Raw genomic sequence first — 20,769 nt, forward strand, 5'->3', positions numbered from 1 at the left:
AGACGGCACGCGATCGACTTTTCTCCCCACTCCACGGGAATCGGTGTCGACGCAGCGGTGATCGCGGGCCCTGGACCTGGCCGGTGATCGATACGGAGCCAAACCAGAATTCTTACAAACACAGTTTCAGTAGAACAATTCAGCTTTCACATGGCCAGCATCGAACCGTTTGCACGGAGTGTCAGCCGCGACTGCCGCGGCGTATCGGTACCGTCGGCTGATCGAGCGTCCCGCGCCGGGGGGCGCTTTCGACGGAGTGACTCCCGTGACGACCGTCGAACCCGGCATTCGACGGGACGATACTGATGGACTGTTCACGTCGACGACTGCTCGCCGGCGTCGCCGGTGGGGGACTCGCGTCCCTCGCCGGGTGTGCGGGGGACAGAGCAGCCGACGAGACCGCATTTACGATCGGGCTCGCGTCGGATCCGACCGACACCAGCCGGTACGACAACTGGGGCGGCATGGCTCCGTACTGGACGCGCGTCATCGAGCCGCTGGTCTGGGGCACCGACGACATGCAACCCAAACCGTGGCTCGCGACCGACTGGACCGCGACCGACGACACCACCTGGGTGTTCGACCTCCGGAAGGGCGTCCCCTTCCACAACGGCGAGGAACTGACCGCCGACGACGTCGTCCACACGTTCGAGGAAAACATCCTCACCGAGCGCGGCGACTTCGTCTACGGCTGGCTCCACCTCGAGCCGGGCAGCGTCACGAAGATCGACGACTACACCGTCGAATTCGAGACGACGGACCCGTTCCCCGGGTTCCCCGGAACGATCGCCCACAACATGATCGACATCCAGCACCCGGACGCCGATCGGCGGGCGGGGAAGATCATCGGCACCGGACCGTTCACCCTCGAGGAGGTCCGGCGCGGCCAGCACATCCGTGTCGAACGGTTCGCTGACTACTGGGGTGGCGACCCGACCCCGACGGCACTCACGTTCCGGGCGGCCGAAGACGAGACGACCCGAACCGACCTCCTCGAGAGCGGCGAGGTCGATCTAATCTATAACCCGTCAAAGGGACGTCTCCCGGCGCTTCGCGAGAGCGACGACGTTCGCGTCGACGCCCAGCAGTCCGCGGGGGCGATATCGGCCTGGATCAACATCCACCGCGAACCGACCGACGACGTGGATCTTCGGCGCGCACTCAATCACGCGATCTCCCAGGAAGAACTCGTCAGGACGGTGCTCGAGGGGGTCGGCGAACCCGCTCGCGGCCCGATTTCGCCGGTCATCGACTGGGTCGACGAGGACGAACTCCCGACCTACGAGCGCGATCAGGACGCCGCCCGCGAGTTCGTCGATCGGTCTGCCTATGACGGCGAGGAACTGACCTGTCTCGTCAGCGCCGACATGGACGACGGCAGGACGATCAGCCAGGTCCTCGAGTCCCAGTTCGACGAGATCGGTGTCGACGTCGCCATCGAACTGCTCGAGAACGCGTCCGTCAAAGATCGGACGGACCGCGGCGAGTTCCACCTCCAGGTCGGGAGTACGGGTTCGAACAGTCCCGGCGCGGACTACATCATGTGGGAGAACTTCCACACGATGGGCGTCGACAACAAGGACCTCTACGAGGCCGAGGGGACCGGGCTGTACAACCTCGGCGGCGAGGTCGACGACCTCATCGAGACCGGCTACCAGTCGTACGATCCGGCCGCAAAGCGCGACGCCTACGTCGAAGCCCAGCGGCGGATCATGGACGCGGCCGTCGTCGTCCCGCTGTTCTACCAGGAGTACGTCGTCGCCGCCGACGCCGCGGTAGAAGGCCTCGAACTCCACCCGATCGAACGGTTCGCCGAGTGGCGCGATCTGACGCGAACGGCCTGACGAAGAGATGATCGGCTACGATTACCTCGCGTCCCGGCTCGCGACGTCACTCGCCGTTACGTTCGGCGTCTCGGTCGTCACGTACGGCCTGATCTTCCTCACGCCCGGGGACCCGGCCGAGATCATTCTCTCCCAGCAACTCGACCGCCAGCCCTCCGCGGCCGAGATCGAGGCGTTCCGAGCGGAACACGGGCTGAACGATCCGGTCCCGGTTCAGTACCTGAACTGGCTGACTGACGTCTTCAGGGGCGATCTGGGGACCTCCTACTACAGCGACATGCCCGTCTCGACGCTCATTATCGAAGTGGTACCGTTTACCCTCGAGTTGGCCCTCGCCGCGATGCTCGTCGCGCTCGTGATTTCGATCCCCGCCGGCGTCGTCAGTGCCGTCAACCGCGGGTCTCCGATCGACCATGCGAGCCAACTGGGCGCGCTGCTCGGCGTTTCGATGCCGAACTTCTGGCTCGCGTACCTGTTGATCCTGCTGTTCCCGCTGACCCTCGGCGTTCTCCCGGTCGCCGGTGCCGGCAGTGTCGGCCATCTCGTGTTGCCGGCGATCACGCTCGGGTCCGGCATGGCCGCCGTCGTCACGCGGCTCGTCCGAAGCTCTATGCTCGAGGTCCTCGACGAAGCGTACGTCGACACCGCCCGTGCCAAGGGGTTGCGCGAGCGGATCGTCGTCTACAAACACGCGTTGCGAAACGCGCTCGTGCCGGTCGTGACGATCCTCGGGCTCCAACTGGGGACGCTGCTGAACGGGGCGGTCGTCGTCGAGATCATCTTCCAGCGGCCGGGGTTGGGTTCGTTGCTCGTCGACGCGGTGTTCGAACGCAACTACCCGGTGGTGCAAGCCGTCACCCTCGTCACCGCGATCGTCTTCGTCGCGACGAACCTGCTCGTCGATCTCACCTACCGGTATCTCGATCCCCGCGTCCAACTTGGAGGTGAGACGGCGTGATCGCCGCTCTCGATACCATCGTGACGGGCCTTCGACGCCGGTACCGGGCGGTCCGCACGTCCCGTGCGCTCGCGGCGTTTTTCGCGAACCCGCTCAACGTCGCGGGGCTCGCGATCGTCGTCACCCTGTCGATCGCCGCCGTACTCGGCCCCGTCGCCGCCCCGTACGACCCGGCGAGTCAGGACCTCGCGAACCGGTTACAGCCCCCGACGCTGGCCCATCCGATGGGAACCGATCAGCTCGGACGGGACGTCTTCTCGCGACTCCTGTACGGGGCCCGACTCTCGTTCGGTATCGCCGTCGCCGTCACCGCGATCAGGCTCGTCCTCGGGACGGCGATCGGTCTGCTCGCGGGCTACGCCGGTGGCTGGGTCGACGAGTTCCTGATGCGACTCGTCGACATCCAACTCGCGTTCCCGGGCCTGGTGCTCGCGCTCGTGGTCGCCGGCATCCTCGGCCCCAGCCTGCGAAACGTGATGCTCGCGCTCGCGGTCGTCGGCTGGGCCTCCTACGCCCGCCTCGTCCGCGGCAGCGTCCTCTCGACGAAAGAACGCGAGTTCGTCAAGGCCGCCAGGTTGATGGGCGTCTCCCGGATTCGCATCGCCGTCCGCCATCTCCTCCCGAACGTCGTCGGCCCTGTTATCGTCCTCGCCACCATGAATCTCGGGACGGTCATCCTCGGAACGGCCGGCCTCTCGTTTATCGGCCTCGGCGCACAGCCGCCGACGCCCGAGTGGGGAACGATGCTCTCGGCCGGCCGCCACCACCTCCGTGGGGCGTGGTGGCTCGCGAACGCCCCGGGTGCGGCGATCATGCTCACCGTCTTCGGGTTCAACCTGCTCGGCGACGGGCTCCGCGACGTACTCGATCCGAACCACGATACGACCCTCGAGAAACCAACGTGATCACAACGATGACAGCACAACCACCGGATTCCGCACTTCTCTCCGTCGAGAACCTCCACACGCGCTTTCGGACCAGTGAGGGCCCCGTCCACGCGGTCGAGGGCGTCTCGGTTACCGTCGACGAGGGTGAGATCGTCGGCCTGGTCGGCGAGAGCGGGAGCGGCAAGTCCGTGACCGCACGCTCGATCGTCGGCCTGCAGGACCCGGGCGAGATCGTCCGGGGATCGATCCACCTCGACGGCGTGGCCGTGACCGACGCGACGGACCGACAGCTCCGCCGGCTCCGGGGGGACACCGTCTCGATGGTGTTTCAGGACCCGACCGAGACGCTTAATCCCGTCTTCGACATCGGCGAGCAGATCGCCGAATCCCTCAAGGTCCACGATCAACTCGACTCCCAGTCCCTGCTCGAGTACCTCCACGTCCCGCCGTTCAGCAGCCGATCGGAGTGGCGCGAGTACCGCGAGCGGGCGATCGAACTCATGGCGCAGGTCGGCATCGCGAACCCCGAAGACCGCGTCGACGCCTACCCGCACGAACTCTCCGGCGGGCTACGCCAGCGGGCCGGCATGGCGATCGCTCTCGCATCCGATCCGGACCTGCTGATCGCCGACGAACCGACGACGGCGCTGGACGTGACCACGCAAGCACAACTCCTCGAGCGACTCCGGCGGCGCAACGCCCAGCGCGGAACGGCGATCCTGTTGATCACGCACGATCTGGGCGTCGTCGCCGACATCTGCGACCGCGTCGTCGTGATGTACGCCGGCGAGGTGATGGAAACCGGCCCGACCGACCGTATCCTCGAGTCCCCACGCCATCCGTACACGAAGGCGTTGCTCGAATGTCTCCCCCAGCGCGTCGATCGCGGCAGCCGCCTGCCGACGATCGAGGGATCGGTTCCCGAACCGACCGGCGACCGGACGGGCTGTTCGTTCGCGCCCCGGTGTGACCGGGCGACCGACGCCTGTCGGGACGGTGAGATCCCGACCGTCGATCTCGGCGACGATCGCGGAACCGTAACCTGTGGCGAGTCGAGCGCGCTCGAGTCGCACGCCGCGCGTTCGGGGACGGCCACATCCGACGGAGCCCCCGAATCCGGTTCGGCGACCACCGGGAGCGCTCCCGGCGGCGGTCCGGACCGGTCGACATCCCCGCTCGTCGAACTCGAGGGGGTTTCCAGACGCTACTCGCTCGCGAACGGGCCGATCGAACGCCTCCTCGGGACCGACGACACGCTCCGAGCCGTCGACGACGTCGACCTCGAAATCCGGGCCGGGGAAACGCTCGCGCTCGTCGGCGAGAGCGGCTGTGGCAAGTCCACGCTGGCCTCGCTGCTCACCGGCCTCGAGACACCGACGACCGGCACGGTTCGAATCGACGGCACGCCGGTGGGAACCGCCGCCGACCGCGATGCCGAGACCCTCGCCGACGTCGGCGTCGTGTTTCAGGACCCGCGCTCCAGTCTCAACCCCCGACTGACCGTCGAGCGGGCGATCGGCGAACCCCTACGGAGCAACGGCTGGGACCGGTCCCGTCGTCGGGAACGTGTTCAGGAGTTGCTCGAGCGCGTCGGCCTGGCGGACCGCCACGCGACGAGCTACCCGCACGAACTCTCGGGCGGCCAGGTCCAGCGCGTCGCCATCGCACGCGCGATCGCGCTTGATCCGTCGGTGGTCGTCCTCGACGAGCCCGTCTCCGCGCTCGACGCCTCCGTCCAGTCCCGTCTCCTCAACGTGCTCGCGGACCTCCAGGCCGACCTCGACCTCACGTATCTGTTCATCTCACACGACCTGACTGTCGTCGAACACATCGCGGATCGCGTTGCGGTGATGTACCTCGGGGAACTGATGGAGGTCGGCCCCGCCGACCGCGTGTTCGACTGTCCGACCCACCCGTACACGAGGGCGCTGCTCGAGGCGATTCCGTCGCTCGACCCAGGCGGTTCGACGGGGACCTCGCTCGAAGGCGATCGTCCGAGCCCGGTCGATCCGCCGGGCGGGTGTGTCTTCCGGAACCGCTGTCCGATGGCCGAGCCGAAATGTGCGGAGACCGATCCCGACCAGCGTCAGTTCGGGCCAGTACGCGCAAAATGCCATATCGTCCATGAGTGAGGACTGGACAGCGTCTCGCTAGACCGGGTTGCGGAACGCGTCGGTCGTGGAACGATCAGACGGATGTCGCCGTCCGCTCGTTCTCCCACGGTTCTTCTCAATCCGCGCCATAACTCTCGCTGAGCGGGTCGACGAGATCAATGGGCTCGACTTCACGGCCTGCTTACGTCTCAAGCCGGCTCAAGTAGCCGGTGCCCTGAAACCCAATACAACCTGATTGTTGGCCACTGTCCAGATTCGGTCGCGTTTGCAGCGACTCAGCGGCCTCGAATACGATGGGCGTGGTATCCCGACCGATCCCCTTACCAAAGCGAACAGCGGCCATCCCGAACCCACCCGCTAATCGACTCGTCCGTTTCGGTAAACCGGACGGCTTAATCGGGAGACCTGCCAACGAGTACTATGGTTCGTCGAAGCGTTTTGTTCTCGCCCGGTAACAAACCAGAGCTCATGCGGAAAGCGGCCGAGAGCGAGGCCGATGTCGTCGTCTTCGACCTCGAGGACGCAGTTGCACCGGCGGACAAGCAGGATGCACGCGAGGCCGTCCGCGAAGTGCTCGCCGAGATCGACTTCGACTCCGAGCGGGAGCTCTGCGTTCGTGTGAACCCGATCGGAACGTCGGCTGCCGCCGATCTCGAGGCGATCCTCCAGGGGACACCCCCGGACAGTCTGATGCTTCCGAAAACGGAGTCAGCCGCGGACATCCAAACGGCCGACCGGCTCCTCGCGGAACACGACGCTTCGATCCCGGTTCTGTCGCTCATCGAATCCGCAGCGGGCGTCCTCCGGGCCGATGCGATCGCAGCGGCCGATGCGACTGCTGCGCTGTTGTTCGGGGCCGAGGATCTCGCGGCCGATATCGGCGCGACGCGGACGAGCGAGGGAACGGAGGTGTTGTACGCCCGCGAACGGACCGTGCTCGCGGCCAGCGCCGCCGAGATCGACGCCATCGACATCGTCTATACCGACTACGCGGACACGGACGGCCTCCGCGAGGAGACGGCGTTCGCCGCACAGCTCGGGTACGACGGCAAAATGGCGATCCATCCCGATCAAGTGCCGGTCATCAACGACGCCTTCACGCCCAGTGACGAGGACATCGAGTGGGCGGAGCGCGTCCTCGATGCCCGCGATCGGACCGCTGCGGGCGTGTTCGAAGTCGACGGGGAAATGATCGATGCGCCACTCATCGCACAGGCCGAACGCATCCTCGAGCGCGCCGGACGGTCGACGTGACCGATCCGGGAGCGAAGCGACGCCCCGTTGTTACCGCGCGTCCCTGATCCCCGCGAGCGCGTCGGGATTCTCGATACTGCTCATGTCGCCCAGGTCCTCGCCGGTGTAGAGCGCCTCGACGGCACGCCGAACGATCTTGCCGGACTGCGTTTTGGGAAGTTGGTCGACGAACAGTACCTCTCGCGGGCGGAACGGCTTCCCGAGTTCTTCGCCGACCTGCGCGCGCAGTTCCTCGCGGAGGTCGTCGGTCTCCTCGGAGCCGTCCTCGAGAACGACGTAGGCGACGACGGCAGTGCCGGTGGTGTCGTCGGGTGCGCCGATGGCGGCGGCCTGGGTGACGGCTTCGTGGTCGATGAGCGCACCCTCGACCTCGGCGGGGCCGACTTTGCGGCCGGCGACGTTGAGGGCGTCGTCGGCGCGGCCGTGGAGGAACCAGAAGCCGTCGTCGTCCGTCTGGGCCCAGTCGCCGTGGTCCCACAGGTCGTCGAACGTCGACCAGTACTCCTCGAGATAGCGGTCGTCGCCCGACCACAGGGATTTGGTCATGGAGGGACAGGAGTCGCGGGCGACGAGATAGCCGCGTTCGGTGTCCGCTTTGACGGAGTTGCCCTCGCGGTCGACGATGTCGATATCCATGCCGAGGCCGGGGCCGCCGAGCGTACAGGGTTTCAGCGGCTGGATGGGAAGGGGCATCAGGAAACAGCCACAGATCTCGGTGCCGCCGGAGATGTTGATGATCGGGGCCTCGCCGTTGCCCACGTTCTCGTGGAACCAGTGCCAGGACTCGGGGTCCCAGGGCTCGCCCGTCGAGCCCAGAACGCGCAGCGAGGAGAGATCGTGGCCCTCGAGCCAGTCGTCGCCGTGTTTGCGTAATGCGCGGATCGCGGTCGGCGAGATGCCGAACTGGGTGAGCTTGTGGCGGTCGATCATGGACCAGAAGCGATCCGGCTCGGGGTAGTCGGGCGCGCCCTCGTACATGAAGACGGTGCCGCCGAACGTGTGGGTCCCGATCACCGTCCACGGCCCCATCATCCAGCCGATGTCCGACACCCAGAAGAACCGGTCCGACGGCTTGAGGTCCATCCCGAAGTGGACCTCCTTGGCGGGCTGAACGAGTGCGCCGGCGTGGGTGTGGACGATTCCCTTCGGCTTGCCGGTGGTGCCCGACGAGTACAGCAGCATCGATTCCTGCGCACTCGGGAACGACGTCGTCTCGTACGTGTCGTCCTGGGACGTGACGGCCTCGTGCCAGTGTTCGTCGCGACCCTCGTTCCAGGGAGTGTCCTCGGCCTCGGCAAGACCCAGTCGATCGTAGACGATAGTGGTGTCGACGTGGCCGACCGCTGCGATAGCCTCGTCGGCGGCCTCCTTGAGGCGGACCTCGCTCCCGCGGCGGTAGAAGCCGTCGGCGGTGAACAGGATCGAACACGCCGAGTCCGCGATCCGAGTCGCCGTCGCATCGACGCCGAACCCGGAGAAGATCGGCACCGCGATTGCACCGATCTTGAAACAGCCATAGAGGATCGAGATCACCTCTGGCACCATCGGCATGTAGAGACCGACGGTGTCACCAGTGCCGACGCCGCGTTCCTCGAGCGCGTTCGCGACCCGATTCGACTGGCGGTGAAGATCGTGGTAGGTAACCTCGCGAACCTCGCCGTCTTCGCCCTCCCAGAGGCAGGCAACGTCGTCACGCGTCTCGCTGTCGACCGCGTGACGGTCCACGACGTTGTGGGCGATGTTGAGTTCGCCGCCGGGGTACCAGTCGGTGAACTGTGGCCCCTCGCTGTCGTCTCTGACCTCGTCGTAGGTCTCGTCGAACTCGATCCCGAGGTAATCGATGATCTCGTCCCAGAACCACTCGACGCCGGATTCCGGAACGCCGTCGATGTCGGTCGTCGTTCGTTCGACGAGTTCCTCGTAGTCGTCGATCCCGTACTCCTGCATGAACTGCCGGACGTTCGTCGATTCGACGAACTCCTGGCTCGGTTCGTGTGCGATGTCGTCGATCTCCGATAGCTCTGTCATTCGTCGTTTATTTCCGCAGTGGAACTGCTGGTTGGCGGGCGATACGTCGATGCGAGTGGCGTCGGCCGATGGGAACACGTATTCCCTCGCCGATCGTTGCCGGGCCTATGAAGGCCGTCGTCCGAGCGAACTTCGACGACAGCGTCACCGCCTACGACGCCTACGAGCAGCGAACCGGTCGGTTCACCACACTCGCAGAGCTGCTGGCCGCCGAGTTGTCGGCTCGAGTCGACGGCCCGTTCGAGTCCGTCCTCGATGCCGGTGCCGGCACGGGCGCGAGTACACGCGTTTTCGCCGAGCGAGCACAGCGCACAGTCGCACTGGACATCAGCCGCGAGATGCTGCGTGAACTCGAGGCCGCGCCGCGGGTGCAGGCGGACTTCGATCACGTGCCGTTCGTCGACGGCTCGTTCGACGGCGTCGCGTTTACCGCGTCGCTCTTTCTCGGTCCCGAGCCGACGGTCGCAACGCGGGAAGCGGCCCGGGTCCTGCGTCCGGGCGGGGTCGTCGGTGCCGTCGCGCCGCTTGGCTGGGTCGACGCCGACGGAACGGACGTCTTCGCGGACCTCGAGCGGGAATCGCGGTCACCGACGGGTGCCGACGCGGTCGAGACGGCGCTCGCCGACGAGTTCACCGTCACGACGGGGACGTGGCGGTTCGCGACGACGGCCGCCGACGTGCGGCGGTTCCACGCGATTCCGGCGATGGCGGCGCGCCTCTACCCGAAACTCGCCGCCGAGGAGCGCGTCGCGACGGCGCGGGATCTGCTTGGCGGCCTCGAGGGCACCGTCGAACAGCGGTGGCGATGGATCGTCGGCGTCGCCGACTGATGTTTCCCGGTGTTCACGCCGAGGATGTCAGTCGGCGTGGTCGCGTTTCAGCGAGAGCGCGGTCCGGTCGAACTCACAGACCAGCGGTTCCTCGGGATCGTTCACTTTGAACACTTCGACGTGCATGGTGACGATGCCGCGCTCGCCGTCGCTGGTCTCTCGTTTGTCGGTGACCGTCGACTGGACCCGGATCGTGTCACCGTGATAGACCGGTGTCGGATGCTCGACGTTGTCGTACGAGAGGTTCGCGACGATCGTGCCGTCGGTGGTATCGGGGATCGTGAGCCCGACGGCCAGGCTCATGGTGTAGAGCCCGTTGACCAGCCGCCCGTCGAACTGCGTCTCCGACGCGAACTCGGCGTCGAGATGCAACGGCTGCTGGTTCATTGTCATGTCACAGAACTGCTGGTTGTCGCGCTCGCTGATCGTCCGTCGCTTCTCGTGTTCGATGGTCTCGCCGACCTCGAACTCCTCGTAGTAGCGTCCTGTCATTGGTGGTTGTGAAACGTTCGAAGAGTGATCAGAGGACGGTGCCGTGTTTCTTGTCGGGCAGGTCCTTCTCGACGGTCTCGTAGAAGGCAAACCGCGCCTCGAGTTCCTCCCGCAAGTCGCTCGGCGGGACGATTTCGTCGATGACGACCTCGCTGGCCATCCGGTGGACATCGATATCCTCGCGGTACTCCTCGCGGAGTTCCTGCTCCATCCGCTTGCGCTCCTCCTCGTCGTCGATCTCGGCGAGTTTGCGTGCGTAGACCGCGTTGATTGCCGCTTCGGGGCCCATGATAGCGATTTCGCCCGACGGAAGCCCGATGACGCTCTCGGGATCGTAGGCAGGGCCGGACATCGCGTAGATGCCCGCGCCGTAGGCCTTGCGGACGACCACCGACTGTTTCGGCACCGTCGCCGAGGAGGTCGCGTAGATCATCTTCTTGCCCTGCTCCAGGATTCCGTCTTTCTCGACCTGCGATCCGGCCATGAAGCCGGGCGTATCACAGAGGTACAGCAGCGGGATGTCGTAGGCGTCACAGGTCCAGATGAATTCGGCGGCCTTCTCGGCGGCGTCAGGGAAGATCGCGCCCGCCCGATGGGCCGGCTGGTTGGCGACGATCCCGATCGGCCGGCCGTCGATCCGAGCGAAGGCGGTGATGATCTCCGGGCCGTACTCGGACCGCAACTCGAGCGTCGACCCCGCGTCGACGATCCGGTCGATGACATCGAACATGTCGTAGCCCTTGTTGGGTTCCTGGGGGACGACGGCGTCGATGCCGTCGGGCGAGGCGGCAGGTGCCTGCCCGTCCGTCCGGGGCGGAGTCTCGTCGCTGTTATTCGGGAGGTAGCCGATGAGTTGGGCGACCAGTTCGCGGGCGTGTTCCTCGTCTTCGGCGATGAGGTCCGCACTCCCGGAGTGCTGTGCGTGGACGTCCGGACCGCCCAGTTCCTGCAGATCGATCTGTTCCCCGGTGACCATCTCGACCATACGCGGGCTGGCGATGGCCATCGCGCTCACGTCCCGGACCATGACCGTGAAGTCCGCGAAGACGGGGGTGTAGGCTGCGCCGGCGATACAGGGACCGTAAAGCACGCAGATCTGGGGCACCCGACCGGAGAGCATCGAGTGGTTGTAGTAGTACTTCCCGATGCCCTCGCGGTTGGCGAAGAAGCCGGTCTGCTGGTCGATCCGCCCGCCCGAGGAGTCCATCAGGTACAACACCGGCTTGCCCGTCTTCAGGGCGCGCTGTTGCATTCGCAGGAACTTCTCGACGCCCTTCGCGGCCATGCTGCCGCGCTTGACCGTGTAATCGTTGGCCATGAAGTGGACGTCTCGCCCCTCGAACTCGGCAGCACCCGTAATCAGACCGTCGGCCGGCAGCCGGTCGTCGTCGTCCTCGTCGGTGTTCGCACCGTCCGGATGCCAGTCGTCGAACGCCGCGAACTTGCCGTCCTCGAAGAGACAGTCGTCGCCGAACCAGAGGTCGATCCGGTCGCGGACGAACAGTTTCCCCTGGTCCGGCAGTTGGGCTTTGTACTTCTCCGGACCGCCCGCGAGGATGTCGTCGATCTCGTCCCGCAGCGTCTCCTCGCGCGCCGTCGGGCCGAGTTCCGAGTCCGGGTCAGCCTCGGCCGTCGCGTCGGTCCCGCCGTCGTAGGACGCGCTGCCGATCTCCTCGCCGCCGTCGGTGACGACGGTGACGTCGTCTCGGTACTGCGACGCCATCGCCTCGGCGATCGCCTGTGCCTCCGCGTCGGTCGTGTCCGTTGAAATTCGAATTCGCATCGGTGTTACTCCAGTGTCACGAGCGTATCGCCCATGTCGACGGAATCGCCCGCCGTGATCGGGACCGACTCGACCGTCCCGTCGGTGGCGGCGACGACGTCGTTCTCCATTTTCATCGCCTCGAGCACGCAGACGACATCGCCGGCGGCGACCTCGTCACCCTCCTCGACGGCGACGGAGAGGATCGTGCCCTGCATCTCCGCGGTGATGGCGTCGGCGGTCGCAACCTCGGCGGTATCCGTCGTTGCGGCTCCGCCACTGGACCCGCCGCCGGTGTCGGCACTCCCGGCCGTCGACCGCGGGAGCGCGTCCTCGATGACGACATCGAATCGCTTGCCGTCGACCTCGACGGTGACTTCGCTGGTCGTCGATCCCGTGCCATCGCCGTCGGCGGCCGCTGCGGGACCCCAGCGGTCGACGGCCGACTCGAGCGCGTCGGCCTCGAGTTCGCGGTCGAGGTACTTCGTCGTGTGATCGCCCGAGACGAAGGTCTCGTCGTCGAGCATCAGCCGGTGGAACGGGATCGTCGTGTGGACGCCGTCGACGGCGAAGTGCTCGAGCGCGCGTTTCGAGCGCTCGAGGCAGTGTTCGCGGTCGTCGCCCCTGACGATCAGCTTCCCGATCATCGAGTCGTAGTCGCCGCCGATCTCGTCGCCCTGTGCGACCGCGTGATCGAGGCGAATCCCGATGCTCGTCGGCGGCCGGTAGGTCGTCAGTTGCCCTGGAGTGGGCGCGAAGTCGGCGGCCGGGTTCTCGGCGTTGATCCGGTACTCGATCGCGTGGCCGTCGATCTCGACATCGTCCTGGGCGAAGGAAAGTGCCTCGCCGGCGGCGACTCGCAGCTGCCAGCGGACGATGTCGATCCCGGTCACCTCCTCGCTGACGGTGTGTTCGACCTGGATGCGGGTGTTCACCTCCATGAAGTAGAACTCGCCGTTCTCGACGAGGAATTCGACCGTCCCCGCGTTCGTGTACCCGGCTTCGCGGACGCCCTGCCGGGCAGCCTCGCCGATTTCGTCACGCAGATCGGCGTCGAGCGCCGGGCTCGGGGCCTCCTCGATGACCTTCTGGTGGCGACGCTGGAGCGAACAGTCGCGTTCGCCGAGGTGGCGGACGGAACCGTGCCGGTCCGCGAGCACCTGGACCTCGATGTGTTTGGGTGCCTCGAGGTACTTCTCGACGTAGACCGAGTCGTTCCCGAAGTAGGCCTCGCCCTCGCGGCGGGCGCTCTCGAGGGCGTCGTCGACTTCGGCCTCGCTGCGGACGATCTTCATGCCGCGGCCGCCGCCGCCGCCTTCGGCCTTGATCGCGATCGGATAGCCGAACTCCTCGCCGAGCGCTCGCACCTCGTCGGCGTCGTCGACCGGTTCGGTCGTCCCGGGGACGACCGGGACGCCGGCGTCCTGCATGACGGTTCGGGCCTTCGTCTTCTCGCCGAGGGTCTCCATGGCGTCGCTGGGTGGGCCGATCCACGTGACGTCCGGCGTCTCCTCGACGCGGCGGGCGAAGTCGGCGTTTTCCGCGAGGAACCCGTAGCCGGGGTGGATCGCATCCGCGCCGGTTCGCTCGGCGACGTCGATGAGTTCCTCCTGATCGAGGTACGATTCACTGGCCGGCGGCGGGCCGACGTTGTACGCTTCGTCGGCGTAATCGACGTGGCCGCCGTTACGGTCGGCATCGCTGTAGACGGCGACCGTTTCACAGCCCAGTTCCTCGCAGGCAGCCATGACGCGCACCGCGATTTCGCCGCGGTTCGCGACGAGAACTTTGTCGAACATGGTCAGTAGGATTTGGGGAAGCCGAGTTCCTGGCCGATGTGGTTGTAGGCCATCTGCTGGGAGACCGGCGCGAGTCTCGTAAGGTTGATTTCACGCCACCAGCGCTCGACATCGTACTCCGTGGCGTAGCCCCAGCCGCCAAACGCCTGCATCGACTGCTTGACGGCCTCGATGCCGGCCTCGACGGCCGTCGCCTTCGCGACGTTCGTCTCGTAGCCACACTCCTCGCCCTGATCGTAGAGCCAGGCGGCTTTCTCGCGCATGAGCGACGCCGTTTCCATCCGCGCGTAGGCCTGCGTGATCGGGAACGAAACGGCTTGATGACTCCCGATCGGTGCGTCGAACACCTCGCGGTCGGTGGCGTACTCGATGGCCGTGTTCGCGGCCAGCTTTCCGATCCCCGTGCCGGCCGCGGCGAAGCCGATGCGCTCGGGGTTCAACATATCGACGAGCGCCCACCAGCCCTCGTCTTCCTCGCCCAACAGGTTCTCCTCGGGCACGCGGACGTCCTCGAGGAACACTTCGCACGACTTCGAGTAGTTGATCCCGTGTTTGGAGATCGGTGAGACGTCGATGCCGGGCGCATCCATGTCGACGATAAAGAGGCTGATACCGTCGGTCCCCCGGTCGACCTCCGCGAGCGGCGTCGTCCGGGTGACGATGATCATGTTGTCCGCCCGGTCGGAGAAGGTAATCCACGCCTTCTGCCCGTTGAGGACGTACTCGTCGCCGTCTTTCTCCGCTCGCGTGGCGACGTTCAGCGTGTTCGTTCCCGCCTCGGGCTCGGTGATCCCGATCGAGAAGTTCCGCTCCCCGGCCGCGATATCGGGGAGATACCGCTCCTTCTGGGCCTCGGTGCCGTTCTCGCGGATGCCGACGGCTGCCATGCCGGCGGTGAGCACCAGATACCAGGTGCCGGCCATGCCACAACCCTCGGCACAGAGCGTCTCCATCGCCAGCCCCATCTCCTGCATGCCCATCCCGGCACCGTCGTACTCCTCCGGGATCAACAGGCCGTGGAAGCCGGCATCCGCGAGTTCGTCCCAGAACCCCTGGCCGAACTCGCCGGCTTCCTCTTTCTCTCGCCAATACTCCGGTCCGTATTCGGCTGCGACCGCTTCCGCGGTCGACTGAATCATCGAACGTTCGTTGGTAGCTTCGAAATTCATTCTGTGGTTTGTCGGATTGTATATTCGTGATCGATCGTCTCGAGAGACAGTCGCTTACGTCGATGTCTCGGTCTCTTCGGCTGCATCGTCCTGCAGTTCGGTTCGGCGGATCTTCCCAGTGACCGTCTTCGGTAACTCCTCGCGGAACTCGATCTCCCGGGGGTACTCGTGGGCCGACAACTCGTCGCGCACGTGGGTCTTGATGTCTTCCTCGAGGTCCGCGGTGGGTGTCGTCCCCTCGCTGGGCACGATGTACGCCTTTACGATGTTCCCACGTTCCTGGTGTGGCTTCGGGACGACGGCGGCCTCGGCGACGGCCTCGTGTTCGCCGAGCGAACTCTCGACCTCGAAGGGGCCGATCCGATAACCCGACGACAGGATGACGTCGTCCGCACGCCCCTCGAACCAGAAGTAGCCGTCCTCGTCCTTGTGTGCGAGGTCCCCCGAGAGGTACCACTCCCCGTCCGGTCCGTCGACGAAACACGACGCGGTCTTCTCGGGTTTGTTCCAGTACTCGTCGAAGAAGCAGGGGTAGTCCCCGCGCTGGGCGATCTCGCCCGTTTCACCGGGCTCGAGGACGGCACCGGTTTCGGGGTCGACGATGTCGGCCTCGATGCCAGGGAGCGGCTTGCCCATCGAGCCGGGCCGCAGTTCCATCGTCGGGTAGTTGTTAATAATCATGTTGCCCGTTTCCGTCTGACCGTACGTGTCGAGGATGGTGACGCCGAGTTCGTCCTCGCCCCAGTCGACGACGCCGGCGCTGAGCGGCTCGCCGATCGAGAGCGCGTGGCGCAGGTCGAGGTCGACGTCGGCGAGGACGGACTCGTTCTCGCGGAGCATCCGATAGGCCGTCGGAACCGAGAACAAGACGGTGATCGGATACTCGTCGAGCAGAGCCGCCCACGTTTCGGGGTCGAACTCGCCCTCGTAGGTGAACAGCGAGGCCCCCCAGAACCAGGCACCCAGGGTGTTGATCACGCCGGTCAGCCAGCCCAGATCACCCGTACTCCAGTAGAGGTCGCCGGGCTGGAGATCGACGGCGTACCGCTGGGTCGCCGCCACGCCGGCCACCCAGCGCTGTTTGTGGCGGACGCCCTTCGCCAACCCGGTTGTCCCCGACGTGTAATAGAGCAACGCGTCGTCCTCGCCGCCGGTTTCGGCGGCGTCGTACGACGTACTTGCTCCGTCGAGTGCCGTGTTGAAGACGACATCGTCCGCGGGCGCGCCGCCACCGCGGTCGACCGTGATGACGTGTTCGACCGTCGGCGCGTCCGCGAGGGCGTCCGCGACCGTCTCGCGGTTGTCGGTCGTCGTCACGACAACGTTCGCATCGCAGTCGTCGAGCCGGTAGGAGATGCCGTCCGGTCCGAACCGCTCGTTGACGCTCCCCCAGACGGCCCCCCGCTTCAGCGTCCCAACCATCGCCACGTAGTGTTCGGGAATCCGTGGCATATACGAGAACACGCGGTCACCCTGTTCGACGCCCAGCCCCTCGAGGACGTTCGCGAACTGGCTCGAGCGGTCGGCCAACTCCCGGAAGGTCAGCTTCGTCAACTCCCCGTCGGTCCCAACCTGATAGAGTGCGACCGTCTCGCGTTCGGTCGCGTGCCGATCGGCGACCTCGTGTGCGATGTTGAGCTCCCCTGGTGCGTCCCAGTCGGCTTCCGCGTAGATGTCGTCCCACGAGAATTGCTCCCGTTCGGCCTCGTAGTCGGACAGGTTGTGGCTGGACACCATACACCGCCCCGCAATTCCCTCACCATATATATCTGTACCGGTAAATTCTGCATTGAGAATAGCATAACACTATACATGATAGTATCTATTTGGGGGCTCTTTTGCGATACCGTCTTGCGTAAACGTATCTGTTTACAGTATATGAGAGTACAGATATGTCAGATCGAAAGTGTTCGGCTTCGCGTCCGGCTCTCAGCTCTCGTCGCGTTCGTCGTCGCTTTCCGCGTCGTGACGGCTGTTCCAGGCCTGTCGAGCAACGTCACGAACGGATTCCGGGAACGACTGTTCGAACGCGACTCGCGGGGCGATGTAGGAATCCTCCCAGCGGGGGTCCCAGGCCGCGTTCACGTACAACCGAGAGCCGGTTTCCCCGTCCTGACGGTATCGGGGCCGCTTCGCCGCCGGCGCGGCCGATTCGCTGAAGACCCAGTCTCGAGACGGGTGCGCTTTCACCCAGATATCGCCGAGGACGCGCCCGAGGTCCCGCGGCGAGACGTCCTCGTCGACGATAACGACGGTATCGAACAGCGACGAGAACGTAAAGAGGATGTTGGCGAGTTGCCACTCGAAGCCGGCATAGAGGACATCCGTGGCAACGAAGCAGATTCCGAGTTCGGTCTCCGCAGGCAACAGTACCCACTCGACGGGCGAGATCCCCCAGTAATCGTTGACCCGGTGGTACAGCGACGCTGCCGCCGAGACCCCGGTGAGTTGTACGTCGTCCGCGAGCGGCCGTCCGACGGGGGCAAACGGGAGCACCGGGTCGTCGGTCGCGATCACTCGCTCGATAGAGAGAGCCAACGGCGTGCTCGCGACGACGTGCTCCCACGCCTCCTGCCGGTCCGACTGGAAGTCGGGGTGTCGATCCTCGACCGTCGTCTCGATGACCAGTTCCGTCGCACTCGGGACGAGACCGCCGTTCGTCGGGACGAGCGGGACGTTGTCCGCGACGCCACAGTCCTGTACTGGGTGTTCGATACGTCCCGTGACGGCGAGCAGATAGGCGGTCGTAAGCGCCGCCGGCGGCACGCCGAGAGCGATCGAAAGCGTTCCACCGTCGTCCAGCAGCGACGAGACCGCGGCGGGCGTGTACACGCCGAGCGTGTCGTCGCTGATGACGGACCCGTAGATCGGTGCCCAGTGCGATCCGTCGGCCGTCGAGACCGACACGATTCCCAGAGTCAGCGAGGGCCAGACATCGTCGGTTCCCCGCGGCAAATGCAACTCCTGGACGGCGTCGACGGTGCGTGCGGCAGCCTGGCCCGCGTACGTCGGTTCCACACCAGCAGCCGGACCAAGGGCCGTGATCGTCTCCAACAGGGTCACGAACGGCGCGTCGGGATCGAGTCCGAGACCCAAGGCGAGCCGCGACCACGGGTAGGAGTCCCGGTGTCGCATCTGATCGGGACCGCTGAACGTCCCGCTGGCGAGGTCGACACCGTCGGCCCGTTCGTATCGGAGCGCCGGCCCGCTCGCGCGGAGCGCTTCCGCCGCGACCACGTCTACAGGGACATCAGCAGGTTCGTCGAGGGTCACGAGGTCATCGTCGCCCGCCAACCCCCGTAGGTACTGTGCGAACGGAATCATCGTGACTCACCGGTTCGCTCCTCGAGGAGGTCGAACGGTGCCGGCGAGACACCCGCCTCGACGAGGCGTTGCTGCGCTCGCTTTCGCAGCGAGTCGTCTTCGGGACCGTCCGCCGCCGGCCGGTCGCTGGTCGCGTCGATGTACGCCTTCGCGGTCTTGGCTTTCGAAGTTCCGACATCGGCGCTGCCCTTCTCGTCGGGGGTCTGGTAGATGTTGAGGGGGACTTTCGGCATCCGCTCGACGCCGAACTGGTGAAAGTCCGCGTCCGGATCGGCCTCGAGCGCGATCGCCGTCAGTACGGCCCGCGGGTCGAGCGGATCGGTGTCGGCGTCGACGAACACGAAGAAATCGATGTGAAGCATCCCCCAGGTCGTAAACACGAAGTTCGCCAGTTCGTGCAGGGAGCCCGGATAGGGACGGTCCGTCGCGATGACCCAGACGGTCCGAGAGGTAAAGCGCCACGGGACGGCCATCGTGACGTCGAAGCCGGCCGCCCGAAGGCCGAGGGTCGCGTCGGGGCCGGCCGCAGCGGTCTGGAGCGTGCTGCTCGAGTTCTGGCCGTATCCGACCCCGGTTCCTTCGACGCAAAACGGCACCCGCGGCTCGGTGCGGCGGGTTATCGCGTCGACCGCGAACACCGGCATGGACCGCCGCGGCCCGTTCATGTACCCGAAGTAATCGCCGAACGGCCCCTCGTCGAGTCGCTCGCCCGGAAGCACCCGCCCCTCGAGGACGAGTTCCGCCGTCGCCGGGACGTAGAGGTCGTTCGTCTCGCACGCGACGAGGTCGACCGGGCCGTCCTTCAAGCCGCCCGCGAAGGCCGCTTCGCTCCGGCCGGTCGGAATCCACATCTCCGTGCTACACTGGACGGCCGGTTCAGCGCCGAGGACGACCGCGACCGGCATCGGTTCCTCGCGCGGTTCGTAGTCGTAGTAGTAGAGGTTCGGTGCCTGTTCGCCCGCCAGAAACAACAGGCTCGCGAGGGCGTCGTCGTGGATCATCATCCGATGGTTCGACCAGTGTCCCCACTGGGTCTCCGGGTCCGGCGCGACGACGGTGTGGAGGTTGGAATAGCGCCCGCCATCGCCCTGATGGAGATACGGCCAGGGGATCGACAACATGTCGACATCCGCCCCGGTATCGACGACGGCCTTACAGGGGGCTGCGTCGCGGTCGACGACCCGCGGCTCCCGGGGTGATCGAAGCCGATCCACGACCGCTTCGTAGTACGCTGCACCGGACAGCCCGGACGGCAGCCCGAACGCCTGGGCGAGGTGGTCCCACGGTCGGCACCGCGGGCCACGATACGGGTCGCCGACGAGCGACGCGTCGATCGCGGTCTCCCCGATCGACTCGAAAACCGGTACCTCACCGTCCGAACGGTTCGCAAGCGTCGTGATCGCGCTCACCTCGAGATCCCACGATCTGTCGTCGCCGAAGGAGACGAGAGCAGCCGCATCGTCGAGAGACTGGAGGAACTCCCGGAACGACGGCCCCGTCATGACTCGTGCTCCGAGCGGGCGCGTCGGAGCGGATCGTCCTCGAACTCCGTCCGAACGTTCTCGTATGCATCCAGCAAGGCGGGCTGAGTCTCCGCGAGATACTGAAACGATAGTTCCCGAAGGGCCTCGGCAGTTGAATCGTACTGCCCTGATTCGACGAGATACCGCAACACCACTTTGAGATCGTCGGATCGCGTGTTAACGATGTTCGAGGTCGTTTCTTGATCGCTCGCGAGTCGACGAAGGAGGTCCTCGTTGATACCCGCGGAATCGATCTCGTCAATAAGTTCGATATAGCGCTCCTTACTGACGTTTTCGTGTGGTCCAGCGACGACGGTCAGCGGGGACGGATCGGTGAGATCGTCGGGTTCGCGAGCGATCCGGACTCGAGCCTCAAAGATACGCTTCGTCTCCGCATCGGTTATCTGGAGTGTCGTTTCTGTGCGCTCGTCGTCGGGCAGATGCTCCTCTGCTGTGATGTAGTGGTTCGACATGGCCTCCACGTTGTCGTTTCCGCGGCCCGCGTCTCGCGGTTGCACGAGCCAGTACGCGTTGCTATTCTCGTTCTCCCCCTAAAGAGGATAGGTTCGTCCGATCGCAGAGTCGGACCGTCCGGTCCCACCTCCCGTGACTGCGCCGGGATAGCCGGAGGGCGGGTGACACGGAACGCAACGGTACGTGGGATAGAAATATGATCACAGCCCGAATTGGGACGGATAGATGCCGACTGACGAGACGGACGACGACGCGGAGCGATCATGGATAGACCGACTCATCGACCTCGTATGGATTCTGCCGTAACCGTA

15 protein-coding genes are annotated in these 20,769 nt (G+C 65.7%); 6 read left to right on the top strand and 9 right to left on the bottom strand.

The features are described 5' to 3' along the window. Window positions 1-305 precede the first annotated feature (305 nt). The 5 genes from FGF80_RS18070 (at window position 306) to FGF80_RS18090 (ending at window position 7,057) form a co-directional block, all read left to right on the top strand. Entirely contained in the window at window positions 306-1,844 is a 1,539-nt protein-coding gene (locus tag FGF80_RS18070; RefSeq protein ID WP_006187437.1) for an ABC transporter substrate-binding protein, read from the top strand. 7 nt (window positions 1,845-1,851) lie between these two features. Then, window positions 1,852-2,802 (top strand): nickel ABC transporter permease, encoded by a 951-nt coding sequence (gene nikB, locus FGF80_RS18075; RefSeq protein ID WP_006187436.1) that lies wholly within the window; start codon window positions 1,852-1,854, stop codon window positions 2,800-2,802. After that, window positions 2,799-3,707 carry a nickel transporter permease gene (gene nikC / locus FGF80_RS18080; RefSeq protein WP_006187435.1) on the top strand — a complete coding sequence of 303 codons (909 nt, stop codon included), beginning with the start codon at window positions 2,799-2,801 and terminating at the stop codon, window positions 3,705-3,707. The genes nikB and nikC overlap by 4 nt, the downstream gene beginning before the upstream one ends. Before the next feature lie 8 nt (window positions 3,708-3,715). After that, entirely contained in the window at window positions 3,716-5,821 is a 2,106-nt protein-coding gene (locus FGF80_RS18085; protein WP_138655630.1) for a dipeptide ABC transporter ATP-binding protein, read from the top strand. Window positions 5,822-6,223: 402 nt separating this feature from the next. After that, window positions 6,224-7,057 carry an HpcH/HpaI aldolase/citrate lyase family protein gene (locus FGF80_RS18090; protein ID WP_138655631.1) on the top strand — a complete coding sequence of 278 codons (834 nt, stop codon included), beginning with the start codon at window positions 6,224-6,226 and terminating at the stop codon, window positions 7,055-7,057. A 30-nt stretch (window positions 7,058-7,087) separates the two neighbouring features. Here FGF80_RS18090 and FGF80_RS18095 read toward each other — a convergent pair whose 3' ends face one another. After that, window positions 7,088-9,085, bottom strand: coding sequence for an AMP-binding protein (locus FGF80_RS18095; RefSeq protein ID WP_138655632.1), 1,998 nt, complete (start codon window positions 9,083-9,085; stop codon window positions 7,088-7,090). Window positions 9,086-9,192: 107 nt separating this feature from the next. Between FGF80_RS18095 and FGF80_RS18100 the strand changes: the two genes are divergently transcribed. Continuing rightward, entirely contained in the window at window positions 9,193-9,915 is a 723-nt protein-coding gene (locus tag FGF80_RS18100; RefSeq protein ID WP_138655633.1) for a class I SAM-dependent methyltransferase, read from the top strand. Between the two features lie 27 nt (window positions 9,916-9,942). Here FGF80_RS18100 and FGF80_RS18105 read toward each other — a convergent pair whose 3' ends face one another. From FGF80_RS18105 to FGF80_RS18140, 8 genes are all read right to left on the bottom strand, one after another. Further along, the gene (locus tag FGF80_RS18105; RefSeq protein WP_006187417.1) at window positions 9,943-10,407 is read right to left on the bottom strand and encodes a MaoC family dehydratase; all 465 of its coding nucleotides are present in this window, start codon (window positions 10,405-10,407) and stop codon (window positions 9,943-9,945) included. Window positions 10,408-10,435: 28 nt separating this feature from the next. After that, window positions 10,436-12,190, bottom strand: a complete 1,755-nt coding sequence (locus FGF80_RS18110) for an acyl-CoA carboxylase subunit beta (RefSeq protein WP_138655634.1) — start codon at window positions 12,188-12,190, stop codon at window positions 10,436-10,438. A gap of 5 nt (window positions 12,191-12,195) precedes the next feature. After that, the gene (locus FGF80_RS18115; RefSeq protein WP_138655635.1) at window positions 12,196-13,968 is read right to left on the bottom strand and encodes an acetyl/propionyl/methylcrotonyl-CoA carboxylase subunit alpha; all 1,773 of its coding nucleotides are present in this window, start codon (window positions 13,966-13,968) and stop codon (window positions 12,196-12,198) included. Window positions 13,969-13,970: 2 nt separating this feature from the next. Next, window positions 13,971-15,137, bottom strand: coding sequence for an acyl-CoA dehydrogenase family protein (locus tag FGF80_RS18120; protein WP_006187414.1), 1,167 nt, complete (start codon window positions 15,135-15,137; stop codon window positions 13,971-13,973). Between the two features lie 54 nt (window positions 15,138-15,191). Next, complete coding sequence (locus tag FGF80_RS18125) at window positions 15,192-16,874, bottom strand: acyl-CoA synthetase (RefSeq protein ID WP_138655636.1); 1,683 nt, start codon at window positions 16,872-16,874, stop codon at window positions 15,192-15,194. A 192-nt stretch (window positions 16,875-17,066) separates the two neighbouring features. After that, entirely contained in the window at window positions 17,067-18,461 is a 1,395-nt protein-coding gene (locus FGF80_RS18130; protein ID WP_138655637.1) for a UbiD family decarboxylase, read from the bottom strand. Then, entirely contained in the window at window positions 18,458-19,963 is a 1,506-nt protein-coding gene (locus FGF80_RS18135; RefSeq protein ID WP_138655638.1) for a UbiD family decarboxylase, read from the bottom strand. The genes FGF80_RS18130 and FGF80_RS18135 overlap by 4 nt, the downstream gene beginning before the upstream one ends. Further along, complete coding sequence (locus FGF80_RS18140) at window positions 19,960-20,457, bottom strand: hypothetical protein (protein WP_049908286.1); 498 nt, start codon at window positions 20,455-20,457, stop codon at window positions 19,960-19,962. The genes FGF80_RS18135 and FGF80_RS18140 overlap by 4 nt, the downstream gene beginning before the upstream one ends. Window positions 20,458-20,769 lie beyond the last annotated feature (312 nt).

The organism is Natrinema pallidum, assembly GCF_005890195.1.
Taxonomy (GTDB): Archaea; Halobacteriota; Halobacteria; order Halobacteriales; family Natrialbaceae; genus Natrinema; species Natrinema pallidum.

Excerpts from the sequence above, each read along its gene's own strand:
- FGF80_RS18070 (WP_006187437.1), top strand. The coding sequence starts at position 306 with ATGGACTGTTCACGTCGACGACTGCTCGCCGGCGTCGCCGGTGGGGGA.
- nikB (WP_006187436.1), top strand. The coding sequence starts at position 1,852 with ATGATCGGCTACGATTACCTCGCGTCCCGGCTCGCGACGTCACTCGCC.
- FGF80_RS18085 (WP_138655630.1), top strand. The coding sequence starts at position 3,716 with ATGACAGCACAACCACCGGATTCCGCACTTCTCTCCGTCGAGAACCTC.
- FGF80_RS18090 (WP_138655631.1), top strand. The coding sequence starts at position 6,224 with ATGGTTCGTCGAAGCGTTTTGTTCTCGCCCGGTAACAAACCAGAGCTC.
- FGF80_RS18095 (WP_138655632.1), bottom strand. The coding sequence starts at position 9,085 with ATGACAGAGCTATCGGAGATCGACGACATCGCACACGAACCGAGCCAG.
- FGF80_RS18100 (WP_138655633.1), top strand. The coding sequence starts at position 9,193 with ATGAAGGCCGTCGTCCGAGCGAACTTCGACGACAGCGTCACCGCCTAC.
- FGF80_RS18105 (WP_006187417.1), bottom strand. The coding sequence starts at position 10,407 with ATGACAGGACGCTACTACGAGGAGTTCGAGGTCGGCGAGACCATCGAA.
- FGF80_RS18110 (WP_138655634.1), bottom strand. The coding sequence starts at position 12,190 with ATGCGAATTCGAATTTCAACGGACACGACCGACGCGGAGGCACAGGCG.
- FGF80_RS18115 (WP_138655635.1), bottom strand. The coding sequence starts at position 13,968 with ATGTTCGACAAAGTTCTCGTCGCGAACCGCGGCGAAATCGCGGTGCGC.
- FGF80_RS18120 (WP_006187414.1), bottom strand. The coding sequence starts at position 15,137 with ATGAATTTCGAAGCTACCAACGAACGTTCGATGATTCAGTCGACCGCG.
- FGF80_RS18125 (WP_138655636.1), bottom strand. The coding sequence starts at position 16,874 with ATGGTGTCCAGCCACAACCTGTCCGACTACGAGGCCGAACGGGAGCAA.
- FGF80_RS18130 (WP_138655637.1), bottom strand. The coding sequence starts at position 18,461 with ATGATTCCGTTCGCACAGTACCTACGGGGGTTGGCGGGCGACGATGAC.
- FGF80_RS18135 (WP_138655638.1), bottom strand. The coding sequence starts at position 19,963 with ATGACGGGGCCGTCGTTCCGGGAGTTCCTCCAGTCTCTCGACGATGCG.
- FGF80_RS18140 (WP_049908286.1), bottom strand. The coding sequence starts at position 20,457 with ATGTCGAACCACTACATCACAGCAGAGGAGCATCTGCCCGACGACGAG.